Source organism: Rhodococcus sp. NPDC076796 (genome assembly GCF_040702765.1).
GTDB lineage: Bacteria > Actinomycetota > Actinomycetes > Mycobacteriales > Mycobacteriaceae > Rhodococcoides.
Window position 1 is genome coordinate 318,852 of the sequence record NZ_JBFBMS010000004.1, and the last position, 16,305, is coordinate 335,156.

Consider the following 16,305-nt stretch of genomic DNA (forward strand, 5'->3'; position numbering starts at 1 on the left):
TCCGCAACAATCGGGTGACGTTGCGGAATGTCCGGTCGGTTTTCGGGCTTGTCCTTACAGGTCCGCGATGGCCTCCAGCGGCTTCGTGCGCGCGGCTCGCACCGCGGGCCACAGCGCCGCCAACACACCGACGACGGCCGATCCGAGCAGCATCGACACCACCTGGCCCCACGGCACGGTCATGGTGCCCAGGCCCTCGTCGCGCAGAGTCTGCACGAAGCCCCACCCGAACGCGATGCCGAGGACGACGCCCACGATCGCGCCGAACAGTGCGATGAGCAGCGACTCGAGATAGATGATGCGACGGACCTGTGGCCGCTGCATGCCTATCGCGCGCAGCATGCCGATCTCCCGACGCCTCTCCACCACCGACAGGGCCAGCGTGTTGACGATGCCGAGCACGGCGATGACGACGGCCAATGCCAGCAATCCGTACAGCACGGCGAGCAGGGTGTCGATCTGTTGACCCTGGCTACCCTTGAACTCCTCCACGTCCTGAACCTGGACGACGACGAAGGGCTTGGTCGCGGCTTCGAGGTCGGTTCGCAGCGTGTCCAGGTCGGTACCGGGCGTGGCCTTGACCAGAACCAGGATGTCGGACCGGGTGATGGACGGCGTCACCTCCTGGTAGATGTCGCCCGAGACGATCCAATTCCCGATGAGCGGATTGTCGGTGAACACGCCGGTGACGGTCACGGGGACCGACGCCCCGTCCACGGTGTCGAAGGTGACCTCGGTTCCGACCGTCCATCCGCGTGCGGCCGCTTCGGTTTCCGACACCGAGAATCCGTCGCTGTCCAGGTCTGCAGTGCCCTGGACCATCGACAGCTCGAGCAGTCCCTCGGGCGAGCCGTCGATGGCGGCGCCGTACTCCTCCTGACCGGCGATGGTGACGAACACCGGGTGCAGCACCGCTGTGCGGTCCACGCCGGTCACCTGCTGTGCAGCCGTCGTGGCTCCGGTCGGAACGCCGATCGACTGCGGACCGGAGAGGATGTAGTCGGCCTCGACACCGGTGTCGACGAGTGAGTCGACGCTGGCCTTGGCGGTGGATCCGAGCACGCCGATGACGGTGACGAGCATGAGGCCGAGCATCAGGGCGAAGGCGGTGGCCGCGGTGCGTCGCGGGTTGCGAACCGAGTTGGTCCTGGCCAAGCGTCCGATCGCTCCGAACGGGCGGGTGATGACTGCACCCAGCGCGCCGACCACCGGCCGTGACAGCGACGGTGCGGCCAGTGCGGTGGCGACGATCAGCGCGACAGCTCCCGCGCCGACCGTGGCAGCGGCCGCCCCGCCGGTCGACTGCGCGCCGATGATCAGTGCGGCCGCGCCTGCGACTCCCAGGCCGACGCCCACGAACGTCCGGGTGCGCAGGGTGTCGCCCGCAGAGGCGAACTCCTCGCGCATCGCGGCGACGGGCGGAATCTTGGCCGCTCGCCGGGCCGGTGCGTACGCGCTCAGCACGGTGACGACGATGCCGACGGCGAAGGCGACGGCAACCGTGCGCGGCTCGAGCGCCAGCGGTCCCGACGGTAGGCCCAGGTCGAACGCGTTGAGCAGTGCCCGTAGCCCGTAGGCAAGCCCTACTCCGCCGACGAAGCCGAGCACGCTGCCGATGACGCCTACGACGAGAGCTTCGAGGACGACCGATCGGCTGACCTGCCCGCGGCTGGCTCCGATGGCGCGCAGCAGTGCCAGTTCGCGGACGCGTTGCGCGACGATCATCGAGAACGTGTTGTAGATGATGAAGGTGCCGACCAGCAGAGCGATCCCACCGAAGGCGAGCAGGAAGTAGTTGATGAACGACAGTGCCGACTCGACCTCCGCCTGAGTCTCGGCCTGTACGTCCGCGGCGGTCTGGACCTTCAGATCGGGGAACGCCGCGGCGATCTCGTCGCGAAGATCGCTCTGAGTCAACCCTTGCGCGGCGAGATCGTTGCCCGCGACGTCGATGTACTGCACGTGGGCACCGTCGGTGAACAGCTCGTTCGCCTGGCTCTGGACGAACTGGATTCCGATGTAGCCACCGGATTCGGTTGCTGTGGAATAGATTCCGCTGATCGTGACGTCGGTGATGCCCTTGGACGGCACGAGGACCTGGGTGGCGTCGCCCACCTTCAGTCCGGCGCGCTCGGCGCCACCGGCGTTGATCGTGACCTGACCGGGAGCGGTGGGAGCCGAACCGTCGACGAAGGTGGTCGGATCGCCGAGTCGTTGGTCGTCGGGGAGGTACGACTCACCGATGGTCGGTGCGCCGCCGGACTGTACGGCGGCACCGTCCGACCCCAGCAGCACCAACTGCCCGCCGACGTAGGGCGACACGGCGCGCACGTTCGGTAACGCCGAGATCGCCGCGATGTCCTCGTTCGGCACGCCGGAGGAACGCGCGTCCTCGGGGCTCACCCGAACGTCCGCGCCCTGCGCGGTATCGGCGAACAGCGAGGAGAAGGTGCGCTGGAGGGTGTCGGTGAACACGAACGAACCCGCGACGAATGCCGTGCCGAGTACGACGGAAAGCACGGTCAGTGCCAGCCGAACCTTGTGTGCAGCAAGGTTTCTCAACGACACCTTGCGCATGGGATTGCCCGACGGCTTTTGTCGAGGAGGTTTGCTGGAAACGGAGTGCGCCATTATCGGACCGTCTCCAGCTTCTTCATCCGCTCGAGTACGGCGTCGGCCGTGGGAGAGTTCAGCTGGTCGATGACGGCACCGTCGGCGAGGAACACGACGCGGTCGGCGTAGCTGGCCGCGCGTGGATCGTGCGTGACGATGACGACGGTCTGATCGAATTCGTCTGCGGCAGTGCGCAGAATCGACAGCACCTCGCCGGACGAGCGGGAGTCCAGGTTGCCGGTGGGCTCGTCGCCGAACACGATGTCCGGCCTGCCTGCCAGTGCGCGGGCGCACGCCACTCGCTGCTGCTGTCCGCCCGAGAGCTCGCTGGGGCGGTGATCGAGGCGGTCACGCAGGCCGAGTCGATCGACCACGGTGTCGAGCCATCCCTGGTCCGGTGTGCGGCCGGCTATGTCGAGAGGCAGTGTGATGTTCTCCAGCGCGGTGAGCGTCGGCACCAGATTGAAGGCCTGGAACACGAATCCGATTCGGTCCCTGCGTAATCCGGTCATCTCCTTGTCGGATAGTGCCGTCAACTCGGTGTCGCCGATGGTCACCGTTCCCGAGGAGGCATTGTCCAGGCCGGCCAGGCAGTGCATGAGCGTGGACTTGCCCGAACCCGACGGGCCCATGATGGCGGTGAATTCTCCGCGAGCGAATTCGACGCTCACCCCGGACAGTGCGTGGACCTGGGTGTCCCCTGATCCGTAGACCTTCGATACGTTGACCGCACGTGCGGCGATGTCGCTCATGGGTGCCAGTGTTGCAGCGTTCCGCGCCGGTCGCTATCAGGGGAGACCCTGAACACCACCCCTATGATGGGCGTCATGCGCATCGGAGCCCACGTCCGCGACAGCAGCGACCCTCTCGGTACGGCCGAGGCGCTCGGCGTCGACCTCGTCCAGATGTTCCTCACCGATCCGCAGAAGTGGAACAAGCTCACCCCGCACCCTCAGGGCGAGGCGTTGCTGACCGGCGATGTCGACGTGGTGGTGCACTCGTCCTACGTCCTCAACGTCGCGAGCTTGAACAATCGGATCCGCATTCCTTCGCGCAAGGCCGTCGTCGAGCAGGCTGCTGCTGCGGCCGAGATCGGGGCCATCGGGCTGGTCGTCCACGGCGGTCACGTCCGTGAGGGTGAGGACACTGCCAAGGGAATCGACAACTGGCGCAAGCTGTTCGAGCGCCAAGCGGAGCAGGGCGGCTTCGCCGTGCCGATTTTCGTCGAGAACACCGCGGGCGGAGACTCCGCGATGGCGCGCCACTTCGACGACATCGCCCGGTTGTGGGACGCGATCGGTGAATTCGGTGCCGGATTCTGCCTGGACACCTGTCATGCTTGGGCCGGGGGCGAGGATCTGGTCGACGTGGTCGACCGAATCAAGGCGATCACCGGGCGAATCGATCTGGTGCATCTGAACAATTCGCGCGACGAGTTCGACTCGGCGCGAGACCGGCACGCAAATCTCGGCACCGGAACGATCGACGCCGAGATTCTGACGGCCGTCGCACTGGCGGCCGACGCGCCGGTGATCCTCGAGACTCCGCCCGAGGGGATCGAAGACGACGTCAGGCTGCTGAAGAGCCTGTAGTGGTGAGAGCGAGGTCGTGCACGGCCGCCGACCACAGTCGGATCAGTTCGTCGATGCCGTGCAGATTCGCAGCCCAGGTGATGCGCGCCTGCGTGGTACCTGCACCCGTCGTGGTGATCCCGATGTCGATGGCGTGATCGCGGCTTGTCTCCGCCCGTCCATCCTCACGCACGATGATCTGTGCTCCGGCGCGCGAGGCCAGCGCGGGATAGTTGCGGGTCAGTGCATAATCGCGGCCGCCGTTCGGTACCGAGCCCAGTCGCCTCGAGACCTCGGCGACGAGGTGCTCGCGGTGCGAGGGGACGGTGAGAGTGTCGGTGTGGAGCGCAGGGAGCCGGACCGGGTGAACTGCACCGGTGTTCTCGAGATCGAGGTCAACCAGCACGCCGGCCGAGGAGCCGCGACGGTTGTTTCTCTGCCACGTGGACACGGCCGAGCCCAGGGCCGCGAGCAGCAGAACGCGGCGGCGGTGTCGGCCGTCGGGCAACGCGAACGTCATCGACGTCTGCTCGAATTTGGTGGACTGTTCGGTGAGCAACGGTCGCTCCGCCGGGGTCAGGACGGCGACCCAGTACGGAACCTGTTCGGCTACCTCGGTGCAGAGAGTGCGTCCGAGCTGGGCCGGGCTGATCGTCTCGCGGTGCACGAGTCTCAGCGGTGCGAACACGGTCACGCCGACGAACCCCACTTCCGATGCGGATTGTCCTAGCCTTACCTAACCTTGCCCAGGTTAGCTCGAGCCGGAATCGGATGCCAGGACGCCCCCGTCGGGATCGGTTCAGTCGGTGGTGCGCAGCGCCGGAATTCCGGGAGCGACCGGCAACGTCCCGGTCTCGAGCTCGCCGAGCAGGCCCTCCGACCAGGTCAGCAGGCCGGTGACGTCGAGATGATGCGGCGGGTTGCACTCGAAGCCGATGAGCCGATCGTGTCCTTGCCGGAGCAGCGAACCGGCACCGACGCGGTTGCCGCGCATCAGATGGGTCAACCCGACGGCGAGTTGGGCGAGGCCCTGCCACAACGGACGCTCGTCGGGCGAGCAGCTCTTCCACGTGCCTTCCAGTACCTCGTGCGCATGGAAGGGCATGTTCGCGTCGAGGAATCTCTGCGCTTCGACGAGGGCAGCGGTGGGCGGAAGCCGAAGGTCGTCGGGCACCCGTGGTGTTCCGTCGCCGCCGCGCGCGAGGGGCCGCCCGAGACCGTCACGAGGCCTGGCGTTGAGGGGTTTACCGTGCGCATCACGTTCGCGTTCGGCCATGGCCGAAACCCTAGTGTGTGGTGGACCGCACCGAGCTCACAGCCTTCGAAGACGAGCGCGCGGTGATGACACCCAGCGCTGCCAGTGCGGCGGCAGAGGTCACGACCATCGTGGTGGACACGGCAACCGCGTCGTTTCCGAGTGCGCCGACGATCGGCGCGACGATGGCACCGAGGCCGAACTGAGCTGCTCCGAGGAGGGCAGCGGCACCTCCTGCGGCCTCACCGTGTCTGGACAGCGCGAGAGCAGGCGCGTTGGGCATCACGAATCCGACGGCACCGAGCACGAACCACAGCGGAACCACGAAGCCGGCCATCCCGCCGATCTCGGCGATCGCCAGCACGGCCATGACGCCACCCGCGAACACGGCGAACGACAGTGCAGCCAACACGATCTGCACCGGAGCGAAGCGTCCGAGCAGGAGGACGTTGAGCTGGGAAGCCCCGATGAGCGAGATCGCGCCGGCAGCGAAGACGATCGCGAACTGCTGCTCGTCGAGGCCGAACTCCTCCTGCAGCACGAACGACGACCCGGCGATGTACGCGAACAACGAGGACATTGCGAGTGCGGCGACGAGAACGAGCACCACGAACTGGGCGTCGCGCAGCAGAGAGCGGTAGGTGCGCAGCACCGGCATGACCCCGCTCGCACGACGACGCTCCGGCGGCAGCGTCTCGCGTAGCGACACGATCGCCAGTGTCATCAGGGCGACACCCATGATCGCCAGCGCGGCGAAGACGAGACGCCACGATCCGACCAGCAGCACGGCGCCGCCGAGCGAGGGAGCCAGTACCGGTGCGACGCCCATGACGAGCATCAGCCGGGACAGCACGGTTGCGGCCGCGCGTCCGCTGAACAGGTCTCGCACGATGGCCATCGCGACCACGGCAGCAGCGGCAGCGCCGAGACCCTGCACGACGCGTAGGCCACCGAGAACGGCAATGTTGGGAGCCACGATGCACGCGACGGACGCCAGGATGTGCACTCCGGTGCCGACGATGAGCGGTAGTCGCCGGCCGACGATGTCCGAGAGCGGCCCGATGACGAGTTGGCCGAGGGCGAGTCCGATCAACGTGCCTGCGAGGGTGAGCTGCACCGCCGACGACGGGGTGTTCAGGTCGTCGGCGATGGCCGGAAGAGCAGGCAGATACATGTCGATGGTCAGGGGGCCGAGCGCGATGAGTGCGCCGAGCACCAGGATCACCCGCAGGCGTTCCTTCGATGTCGGCTCGGGGGACGCGCTCGTTGTCGGTGCTTGGGGTACGGCTGTCTCGGCTGCTGACGTGTTCGGTGCTTGGGCCACCCGAAGTTCAGCAACCGGGGCACTCGTTCTGTTCCCGGTTGCTGACTACAACTTTCGTGTTCTACGCCACGGCGTCGGACAGCACGGTCGAACTCAGTGCCACGTGTGATCGACCAAAGCGGTACGAGGACCGAACTTGGGCTTGGTGGCCTTGCCACTCAGGTACAGCAGCCGAATCGCGCGATGCCGATGCGGGGCCAGGGGCTGCAGATACTCGACCATCTCGGCGTCGTCGATCGACCTACCCAGCAGCGACCAGCCCACGACCGACGCCAGGTGGTAGTCGCCCACCGACAATGCGTCGGGATCCCCGAGGGCGCGTTGCGCGGTCTCGGCCGCCGTCCAGATGCCGACGCCCGGTATTGCCCGCAGCCTGCGCTGCGCGTCCTCGGGTGTCATTCCCGACGCCTCCTCCAGGCGCCCGGCCGCGCAGGCGGCGCGGACGATGGTCTTGGACCGGGCCGGATCGACGTTGGCGCGGTGGTACTCCCACGACGGGATGCGCCGCCACACGTCGGGTGTCGGGAAGACGAACATCGGCTTCGGCGTCGGACCCGGCGCCTTCTCGCCGAACTTGCTCACCAGGTAGCGCCACGATCCGAAGGCCGAAATTCCGTGTACGCGTTGCTCGATGATCGCCGGGATCAGGGCCTCGAGCACCAGCCCGGTTCTACCCAGCCGCAGGTGCGGCAGCTGCCGATGGGCCTCCTGGAGAATCGGGTGCTCGGGAGCGAACGAGGAGGCATCGTCACCGCGGCCCAGCAGGTCGGGTGCCGCGTCCAGCAGTTCGGGTGCGCCGGGGCCCCAGACTCGAACCTGCGCGCTCGTCGGCGACACCTGCGTCAGTCGGTATGTCACCGGGCCAGAGCTCATCCGCGACGTGCGCCAGATCCCGCCGTCCGGCGTCGACTCGTAGGTGGGATCGCCGCGGCCCCGGCGCAGTGGAGCCACCGACATCCGAACGTCGATTCGCTGCTCGGAGGTGACGAGTCGGACCACTCCTTCGGAACCGGAATCGTCGGGCATCGGTCGGTCACCTCCGAAGGGTCGTGGCCAGGCGGACCGAGTGAGTCCTCGGCAGGGCGTCGATCGACACGATTGCAGTACCGACGGCAAGATACATAGTGCCCCGCCCAGCGCAGGATTACCGCACAGCCTCCCTCGCGGCGGCCGGTCCCGTCGGCACCATCAGGAGGATCTTCGTGACTCGATCGCGCGCAGCCGCGTTTGTCGGAGTTGCCTACGCGTTCGTCGTGGCGATGATGGGAACGACCATGCCGACGCCGCTCTATGCGCTGTACGAGATCGAGTTCGGCTTCTCCGTCTTCGTCATCACCTTGGTGTTCGCGGCGTACGCGGTCGGTGTGCTCGGTGCCCTGCTGGCCTTCGGTCGCTGGTCCGATTCACTCGGGCGTCGGCCGATGCTGTTGGCCGCCATCGTTTTCGGGCTGGTCAGCGCCGTGGTGTTCGTGACTGCGGATTCGCTCACGGCCTTGGTGATCGGGCGGGTGCTGTCCGGGTTGTCGGCGGGAATCTTCGTCGGAACCGCGACGGTGACCCTGATCGAACTGGTACCGGACGCGTGGCGGGATCGAGCTCCGGCAATCGCCACGGCGGCCAACATCGGCGGACTCGGCCTGGGCCCGTTGGTGGCCGGGTTGCTGGCCGAATACTTCCCGCACCCGCTACGCCTGACCTTCTTCGTCGACATCGCCCTGCTCGCGGTGGCCGCCGTGGCGGTGTTTCTCGCGCCCGAAACCGTCAGGGTCGCGCGCGGTGCCCGGCCGCACATGCAGCGATTGTCTGTCCCCGCGGATGTCCGCGGCACGTTTCTGCGCGCCTCGATCGGTGGCTTCGCCGGGTTCGCGGTACTCGGACTCTTCACCGCGGTGTCACCGGGCTTCATCGCCGGGGTGCTGCAGATCGACAATCATGCGGTCACCGGGGCCGTGGTGTTCGTCGTCTTCGCGGCATCCGCGACCGCGCAGATCGTTCTACGCCGAACCGATCCTACGTCCGCGCAGCGCTGGGGTTGCGTCGTTCTGACGGTCGGGCTGGTGGTCCTGGCGCTGTCGCTGCTACTGACGTCGCTGCCGGTCCTGTTGATCGCGGCGCTGCTGTGCGGAATCGGGCAGGGCGTGACGTTCAGCAACGGAATGGCGGCCATCGCCGCAGGGCTTCCGCCGGAACGTCGAGCCGAAGTGACCTCGACATTCTTCGTGGTGCTGTACGTCGCCATCTCGGTGCCGGTCATCGGGGCCGGGGCTGCGGCGAACGCATGGGGATTGGTGACGGCGGGACTGGTGTTCTCCGCGCTCATCGCAGTGCTTGCGACGGTTGCGTTCGTGCTGCTCACCCTCGACGGCAGGAGGGCCAGGGCGTCCCACTACGCCTGACCCGGTCGGCGGTGCGATGGAGTCGATTCGCGGTGCCGCGCAGTCGATTGCCAAGTACCTCGGAGTTCGTGCGCGAGTCACCCGGAGTTTGTCGGTGCCCCGAAGTAGGGTCTGAGACCGTGATCATCGTGAGTACGGACGGCTCGTGTCTGCGTAACCCCGGCGGAGCAATCGGGTGGGCGTGGGTCAACCACACGGGTCCGAGCAACTCCGGCGGTGAGCCCTCGGGCACCAACCAGGTCGCCGAGCTCAGGGCCCTGCTGGAGGCGGTGCTGGCGCACCCCGGCCCCGAGCCGCTGTTGATCGAATCCGATTCGCAGTACGCCATCAAGTGCGCGTCCGAGTGGCTCGCAGGGTGGAAGCGCAAGGGCTGGAAAACGGCGGGCGGTACCCCGGTGCGCAACCTGGAGCTGGTGCAGAGCATCGAGCGAGCCATCACCGAACGCGAAGGTCCGGTCCGGTTCCGGTGGGTCCGCGGACACGTCGGCAATCACTTCAACGAAGCGGCCGACGCCTTGGCCGGGGAGGCCGCACGCGCCATGGCCGCCGGCGGTCTGACAGCTCCGGCCAAGACCGCACCCGAAAAGTCGACACCGGCCCCGGCGGATGTCGCTCCTTCGTCTCCGGCCACGAAGGCGCGCGAGGCGTCGACGTCCGACGACGCGGTTCCGACGCTGTTCTGATCGCTCATCCGTCTGGACGTGGGAATCGCGCATCCGCAGTCGCTAGAATCACGACATTCCACTCAATTCGGATTTTCTGACAACGGAGGCGTCGAGCGCACTGTGCACTCCATAGATCCCCCTCGGCCGCCCATGGCCGCTGCTTCATCCGAGGGCACTGCTTCATCCGAGGGCGCTGCTCCGGCCGTCCGTTTTCGAGTGATCGCATGGTGATCACCGCGCTACTGTCTTTGCTCCTCGGCTTCGTACTCACCGCCGCGATCATCGCGGCCAACGGATACTTCGTGGCCCAGGAATTCGCCTACATGTCCGTCGACCGGGCGACGCTCCGTACCGGGGCCGAGAAGGGCGACGCGTCGGCCGAGCGGGCACTGAAGGTCACCAAGCGCACCTCGTTCATGCTGTCGGGCGCGCAGCTGGGCATCACGGTCACCGGTCTGATGGTCGGCTACGTGGCCGAGCCGTTCATCGGCGAATCGCTGGGCGAGCTGCTGAGCAGTGCCGGAGTTCCCATCGCGGTGGGTATTTCGATCGGCACGGTGGGCGCTCTCGTGCTCGCGACCGTCGTGCAGATGATCTTCGGCGAGCTCTATCCGAAGAATCTCGCCATCGCGAACCCCGATCCGCTGTCCCGACGCCTCGCCCGGTCGACGCTGATCTACCTGGCCGCGTTCGGTTGGTTGATCACTTTCTTCGACAAGTCCTCCAACGCGATGCTGCGTCTGCTGCGCGTCGAACCGGTGCACGACGTGGACAGCAGTGCCACCGCCAAGGATCTCGAGAGCATCATCGAAGATTCCCGGGCCAGCGGGGATCTCACCGAGGATCTGTCGTTGCTGCTCGACCGCATATTGGACTTTCCGGAACGCGACGTCGAGCACGCCATGATCCCGCGTGGTCGGGTGGACGCAGTCACCCCCGCCACCGCCATCGGCGAGATGCGGGCGCGGATGGTGCGTGCGCACACTCGCTACCCGGTGATCGGCGACCGTGAGGAGCCGATCGGTGTGGTGCAGCTGGCCGAGGTATTGGCCGCTGCCCCCGACGACAGCCGTTCGGTCACCGAGATCATGCGAGAGCCGCTGATCGTGCCGGAGTTGATGCCCCTCGAGGATGCCCTGGAGTTGTTGTCGAGTACCAAGAACGAATTGGCATGCGTGATCGATGAATACGGCGGATTCGCCGGCGTACTCACCATCGAGGATCTCGCCGAGGAACTGGTCGGCGAGATCACCGACGAGCACGACGAGGACATCGCCGGGGTGGAGGATCAGGAAGACGGAGTGTGGCTCATGGACGGCGACGTCCACGTCGACGAGGTCGAACGCACCATCGGTCGCGACATGCTGTTGCCGAGAGGCGATTACGAGACGCTCGCCGGCCTGCTCATCGCCGAGGGCGGGAATCTGCCCGAGGTCGGAGACACGGTGCGTATCGACCTCGCGGTGTTCGGGGCCGACCTGATGGAAGAGGTACCGCCGCGTCCGTCGCTGGAAGTCGAGGTACTCGAGGTGGACCGGCACGTGCCGAGTGAGCTGAGAATCAGACTTCACGAGGATTCGCCGGACGGCAGCGAGGATTCGCCGGAGTCGGACGAGGAGACGGACCGATGAACGCGTGGGTCGTCGTCGCGGTCACGGTATTGCTCATCGCGCTGAGTGCGTTCTTCGTCGTCATCGAGTTCGCTCTGCTCGGTGCCCGCAGGCATCGACTGGAGGAGAAGGCAGGCACGAGCCGATCCGTGCGGGCGGCGCTGCGCGGAATGAACGAGTTGACGATCATGCTGGCGGGCGCGCAGCTGGGCATCACTGCCTGCACCTTCGCGCTCGGTGCCGTCACCAAGCCCGCCGTCGATTCGTGGCTGGGTCCGGTGTTCACCTCCTGGGGTGTGCCGGGCTGGTTGGCCGGAACCGCCGCGTTCGCTCTGTCGCTGTTGCTCGTGACGTTCCTGCACCTGGTGGTCGGGGAGATGGCCCCGAAGTCCTGGGCAATCGCGCATCCGGAACTGGCCGCCACCATCATCGGCCTGCCGTCTCGGGCGTTCATCCGCCCCTTCCGGCTGTTCCTGGTGTGGGTCAACAAGATCGCCAACAAGCTCGTCGAACGGTCGGGTGTGGAGCCGGTGGAGAGCGCTGCGGTCGGCGGACGCGACGCCGAGACCATCCGCAATCTCGTCGAGTACTCGTCGCAGGTCGGTGTACTGGAACCGGAACTGCAGACCCAGATCACCCGGGTGATCGAACTCGAGACACTGACCGTCGAGAAGATCACGGTGCCCGACTCCAAGGCGACGTCGGTGCCGCACGGTTCCACTGTCTCCGATGTGCAGGCGGCGGCGTTGCGCTCCGGTCACCTTCGGGTACTGCTCACCGACAGCTCCGGCGCGACGCCCGGCGTCGTCCACGTGCGGGACACGTTGCTGGCCGACGTCGGTGAACCGGCTGCCGACTACGCACGGGAGGCCTACACGGTCGACGGTTCGACACCGGTGTACGAGTTGCTACGGCAGATGCGCAACCGCAGCGTTCAGCTCGCGGTCGTCGAGACCGATGGACGGTTCCTGGGCATCGTCACGCTCACCGACGTCATCAAGCGGGTGCTGCCCACGGCTCCTGCTGCATAGCAGAAGGAGTCAGCCGCGCGGTTGCATCCGGCTGTTGGGTAGCGGAGGTGCGTGCAGTCGAGATCCCGGATAGCCCTCGACGGTGCCGAACTGCTCGCTGCCCCGCTCGTAGGCGGCCCGGTACTCGACGACGTCCTCGTGGCTGCGGCCGACGAAGTTCCACCACATGACGATCTGCTCTCCGAACGGCGGTCCGCCGAGCAGGAGCATCCGCACCGGCTCTCGGGTCGGATTGTGCAGATCGAGCGTCGAACCGCCCGGTTCGCGGTAGCCGAGATCGGCTGCGGAAAGGGCGGTCTCGTCCATCGTCACGGCACCCTGATCGACGATGACGCCGTGCTCGAACGTCGGGTCGACGTCGAGGGTGACGCGGGCTCCGGCGTCGAGCACGATCTCGGCTCCGAGAAGAGGGGTGAACGTGGACACCGGCGAGGTCTCGCCGAGCAGTGAGCCGAGGAACACTCGTGCGGTCAGCCCCTGGCTCGTGTGGGTCTGTGGCACGTGGTGCTCGAACGTCGGTGCCGTGAAGCGAGATCGAGCCGGAAGGGCAACCCACAGTTGCATGCCATGCAGAATCTCGGTCTGCGGAGTGGAGGTCTCGGAATGACTGATGCCGTGGCCGGCCGTCATCAGATTCAGTTCGCCCGGCCGCACCATGGCATGTGATCCGACGCTGTCGCGGTGTTCGATCTCGCCGGAGAACAGCCAGCTGACGGTCTGGAGTCCGGTGTGCGGATGGGGTGGCACGTCCATCGACGAGGTGTCGGGCCCGTAGTGGTCGGCGAAGCACCACGCGCCGATCAGTGACCGCTGCCGCTGCGGGAGCGTGCGCCGAACCTTCAGTGCTCGGGGGCCGCCGAGGGGAACCTCGCGTGGGGTGAGTATTTCGATGGTCATACGTGTGACGCGGTTCCGCTGAGCTGCCGCACGTCGTAGGACTCGGCCGCGCCGTGCACCGCGGTCGATCCACCGTGGACCGTGTACAGCACCGCGTACGAGGTGAAGGTGACAGCCGGAGTGGAGCCTGCGGAACGACCCGAGACCTGCGGAGTGGAGCCTGCGGAACGACCCGAGACCTGGCTGTCGTCGGAGTCGATGGTGACGCGTGGCAACACGACCAGCAGGTGGGTCCGGTTACCGTCCGAGAGATTCTCGACGACGGTACGAACCTCGAAACCCAGGTCCGATCGGGTGACGTCGGTGGACTCCAGCGTCTGTCCGCTCAGAACGAGCTGCGCCGCCCAGACGCCGGCGGATCGATGGGCATCGACGGTCCCGGTGATGTCGTCGCCGGTGAAGTCGTAGTGATTCGCTGCTGTGAAAGGCATGGTCACAGGCTATTCCTCGGGTCGAAGAAAAACCTGGGAAAAATTTCTCATCCGATACCCATCCACCTCGAGAGAGGCTGCGAATGCACAATGAGACACCCGCTACTGCTGTCGCCCCCGACCGCCGTCAGTAGTGGGTGTCTCCCTTTGTATGTGCGGGGAGGGCGTCCACGATCGCGACCGATGCCTCCGGGGCGCGACTCCCGATTCCTCCGCCCGGCAGCCGTTCGAGACCGGATCAGGAGATTTCGGGCGAGCCGAAACGGTGATCGGTACGCTTTCGGACCTGGGCAGTTCGTTTCACAAGGGAGCCCTCATGCACGAAGACTTTCGATCGCCCGCGTCGCGGCACGGCGAGCGATCGAATGCGTCCTCACAACCACGGTCGACGCGGGCTCACGGCGAGGCACGCAGTCGCCACCGCAAACGGTCGACCACGCTCTCGCCGCCGAGGTCGGTCTCGAGTATCACCGTTCCGCCGCTCGGACCCGAGCCCAGTGCGGCTCAGGTACTACGCCACTGGTTCAATGCGCCGCACGATTTCGACTGGATTTTCGTGCACAAGTCGACTCGTCCGCTGCACCGATTGATCCGAGTGGTGTTCGCGAGCTGTACAGCTCTGTACGCCGCGGTGTCGATTCTGATGTTGGGGTCGCCGAACGGTCCGACCGGAACGGGCCCTGTTGCCTACGTCCTCTTCGTCCTGGTTCTGCAGTTCGCCGCGATCGTCTATCTGCTGTTCGGACCGCTGCCGGACCGTAAGTGGCAGGTGGTCACATTCCTGGCGTTCGGCGACGTCGGTCTTGCGTCGGTGATTCTTCTCGATGTCCCCACGTCGGCACTGATCGGCACGTTCCTCTTCGCACTCACCGGTGCGATGTGCACCTTCTTCCTCGGACCGAAACTGCTTGTCGCCCACCTGGTGTTCGCCAATCTGGTGATCGTCTACATCGGGGCGGCCGCATATGTGCAGGGTCTGTGGGGTCCGTGGGATGCGATCGCCGCGGTGTTGGTGGCCGGAGGCGCGACGTCGGGTGTCCCGATCTTCGCTCAGATCGCCTGGTCCTTGGTGTGCGAGGACGCACGGCAGTCCGAGATCGATCCGCTGACCCGAATGAAGAACAGACGCGGACTGCAGAATGCCATCGAAGATCTGCGGATGGTCGCCCACCGCGAGCAGTTGGCATTCGTTCTGGTTCTGGTCGACATCGATCGGTTCAAGAGCGTCAACGACCGCTACGGACACGACCAGGGCGATGCCGTCATCGTCCTCGTTGCCGACCGTCTCCGCGACCACCTCGGAAAGTCGGGGGTGGTGGCGAGAACCGGGGGTGAGGAGTTCGTGGCCGTCCTCGTCGGCGAGACGGAACAGTTGTGTGAACTGGTGCTCGAGGTGAGCGGCACTCTGACGAATTGCTCGGATCCGATACCGGTCACAGTGAGCGCAGGCGCAGTCGTGATCGCTCCGGATTCGGACGCATGGACATCAGGGGTGGATGTGGTCAACGACGCGACGCGCGCGGCGGATTCCCTCATGTACCGAGCGAAGTCGGACGGTGGAAATCGAACGGTGCTCGAGACGATGTAGACGGGCCCAATTCGCTGAGCCTGCTGACCAATCGATCGGTGTCGAGACCCGCACATCCGACGGCGAATTCATCCAACGGCACGAGGGCGTGGAAGTCGACCCGCACATCGCGGTCGTAGGCGACGTCCACGAGATTGGCGAACCGCTGAGCGGCGAACTCGTCGACACTCGCGAGTGCGGGGATCTCGTTGACGGTCAGGCTCGTTGCTTCCTCGAACATCCGGAGGTAGTCGCCCGTCGAACGAGCGGCGCAGCACAGATCGGCAAACGAGTGACCATCCGACGCGCGCTCGAGACTCCAACTCCCCGACGCGAATTGCGAACCGCTGGTGCCGGCGGCACGGTAATCGACGGGACCGTCGACGCAGATCACCTCGAGATTCTTCTTCAGCTTCTCGATCGTCGGAACGAAGGTCGGGTGGAACAGCGGATTGGGCAGCAGATTGTCGGGGGCGTAATTGGAGGTGACGACCAGAGCGACCCCGCGGGCGAAGAGGGCGTCGAGCATGCGCGTGATGAGCCGGGCGTCGCCGATGTCGTGGACGTGGAATTCGTCGAAGCACAGCAGTTCAGCCTGCAGTCCGGTGTCGTCGGTCGAGAGGATGTCGTCGATGGCCGCATCGATCGAGAAGCGGTGCCGAAAGTACGCAGCGTGCAGGTCGCGGAAGAAGGCGTGGAAGTGGACGCGCTTCTTCGCGGTGGCCGCGGCACCGGCGAAGTAGGCGTCGAGCAGCCAGGTCTTGCCGCGGCCGACCGGACCCCACAGGTAGACGCCCCCGGTGCCGGGGGTCGAGAGCGCGTCGGCGGCCGATGCTTGGGCGTCGTCGAGGGTGAAGTCGGCGTCGAACGTGTGTCGCGGTGCGATCGGCCTCATGAATCGAACCGTACGCCGACGCCCTCTACTTTTGTAGAGTGGGTGTGTAG

Annotated in this window: 15 protein-coding genes; 6 read left to right on the top strand and 9 right to left on the bottom strand. The window is 66.2% G+C overall.

Features of this window, described 5'->3' with window-relative positions; translation table 11 throughout:
• Positions 1 to 54 precede the first annotated feature (54 nt).
• Positions 55 to 2,577: an FtsX-like permease family protein gene (locus tag AB0366_RS15535; RefSeq protein WP_366244946.1), complete on the bottom strand. Its 2,523-nt coding sequence runs from the start codon at positions 2,575 to 2,577 to the stop codon at positions 55 to 57.
• A gap of 53 nt (positions 2,578 to 2,630) precedes the next feature.
• The gene (locus tag AB0366_RS15540; protein ID WP_121871417.1) at positions 2,631 to 3,365 is read right to left on the bottom strand and encodes an ABC transporter ATP-binding protein; all 735 of its coding nucleotides are present in this window, start codon (positions 3,363 to 3,365) and stop codon (positions 2,631 to 2,633) included.
• Between the two features lie 75 nt (positions 3,366 to 3,440).
• Here AB0366_RS15540 and AB0366_RS15545 point away from each other — a divergent pair, with 75 nt between their 5' ends.
• Positions 3,441 to 4,205: a deoxyribonuclease IV gene (locus tag AB0366_RS15545; protein WP_094677403.1), complete on the top strand. Its 765-nt coding sequence runs from the start codon at positions 3,441 to 3,443 to the stop codon at positions 4,203 to 4,205.
• Here the strand turns inward: AB0366_RS15545 and AB0366_RS15550 are convergent.
• The 4 genes from AB0366_RS15550 to AB0366_RS15565 form a co-directional block, all read right to left on the bottom strand.
• Complete coding sequence (locus AB0366_RS15550; RefSeq protein WP_366244703.1) at positions 4,183 to 4,878, bottom strand: hypothetical protein; 696 nt, start codon at positions 4,876 to 4,878, stop codon at positions 4,183 to 4,185. The genes AB0366_RS15545 and AB0366_RS15550 overlap by 23 nt on opposite strands.
• Before the next feature lie 105 nt (positions 4,879 to 4,983).
• A complete protein-coding gene (locus AB0366_RS15555; RefSeq protein WP_366244704.1) occupies positions 4,984 to 5,460 on the bottom strand; it encodes a DUF309 domain-containing protein in 477 nt (158 codons plus the stop codon).
• A gap of 10 nt (positions 5,461 to 5,470) precedes the next feature.
• Positions 5,471 to 6,670: a multidrug effflux MFS transporter gene (locus AB0366_RS15560; protein WP_366244947.1), complete on the bottom strand. Its 1,200-nt coding sequence runs from the start codon at positions 6,668 to 6,670 to the stop codon at positions 5,471 to 5,473.
• 186 nt (positions 6,671 to 6,856) lie between these two features.
• Positions 6,857 to 7,789 (bottom strand): DNA-3-methyladenine glycosylase 2 family protein, encoded by a 933-nt coding sequence (locus AB0366_RS15565; protein WP_366244705.1) that lies wholly within the window; start codon positions 7,787 to 7,789, stop codon positions 6,857 to 6,859.
• 176 nt (positions 7,790 to 7,965) lie between these two features.
• Here AB0366_RS15565 and AB0366_RS15570 point away from each other — a divergent pair, with 176 nt between their 5' ends.
• The 4 genes from AB0366_RS15570 (at position 7,966) to AB0366_RS15585 (ending at position 12,465) form a co-directional block, all read left to right on the top strand.
• Entirely contained in the window at positions 7,966 to 9,159 is a 1,194-nt protein-coding gene (locus AB0366_RS15570) for an MFS transporter (RefSeq protein ID WP_366244706.1), read from the top strand.
• A gap of 119 nt (positions 9,160 to 9,278) precedes the next feature.
• Positions 9,279 to 9,842, top strand: coding sequence for a ribonuclease H (locus tag AB0366_RS15575; RefSeq protein ID WP_366244707.1), 564 nt, complete (start codon positions 9,279 to 9,281; stop codon positions 9,840 to 9,842).
• A 206-nt stretch (positions 9,843 to 10,048) separates the two neighbouring features.
• A complete protein-coding gene (locus tag AB0366_RS15580; RefSeq protein ID WP_366244708.1) occupies positions 10,049 to 11,455 on the top strand; it encodes a hemolysin family protein in 1,407 nt (468 codons plus the stop codon).
• Entirely contained in the window at positions 11,452 to 12,465 is a 1,014-nt protein-coding gene (locus AB0366_RS15585) for a hemolysin family protein (RefSeq protein ID WP_366244709.1), read from the top strand. Before AB0366_RS15580 ends, AB0366_RS15585 begins: the two co-directional genes overlap by 4 nt.
• A 9-nt stretch (positions 12,466 to 12,474) precedes the next feature.
• On the opposite strand, the gene AB0366_RS15590 is transcribed toward AB0366_RS15585, so the two are convergent.
• Both AB0366_RS15590 and AB0366_RS15595 read right to left on the bottom strand, forming a co-directional pair.
• Entirely contained in the window at positions 12,475 to 13,362 is an 888-nt protein-coding gene (locus tag AB0366_RS15590) for a pirin family protein (RefSeq protein WP_366244710.1), read from the bottom strand.
• Complete coding sequence (locus AB0366_RS15595) at positions 13,359 to 13,793, bottom strand: hypothetical protein (protein WP_366244711.1); 435 nt, start codon at positions 13,791 to 13,793, stop codon at positions 13,359 to 13,361. Before AB0366_RS15595 ends, AB0366_RS15590 begins: the two co-directional genes overlap by 4 nt.
• A 316-nt stretch (positions 13,794 to 14,109) precedes the next feature.
• On the opposite strand from AB0366_RS15595, the gene AB0366_RS15600 reads away from it, so the two are divergent.
• The gene (locus tag AB0366_RS15600; RefSeq protein ID WP_366244712.1) at positions 14,110 to 15,381 is read left to right on the top strand and encodes a GGDEF domain-containing protein; all 1,272 of its coding nucleotides are present in this window, start codon (positions 14,110 to 14,112) and stop codon (positions 15,379 to 15,381) included.
• Here AB0366_RS15600 and zapE read toward each other — a convergent pair.
• Positions 15,326 to 16,255: a cell division protein ZapE gene (gene zapE, locus AB0366_RS15605; protein WP_366244713.1), complete on the bottom strand. Its 930-nt coding sequence runs from the start codon at positions 16,253 to 16,255 to the stop codon at positions 15,326 to 15,328. The genes AB0366_RS15600 and zapE overlap by 56 nt on opposite strands.
• Positions 16,256 to 16,305: the final 50 nt, after the last annotated feature.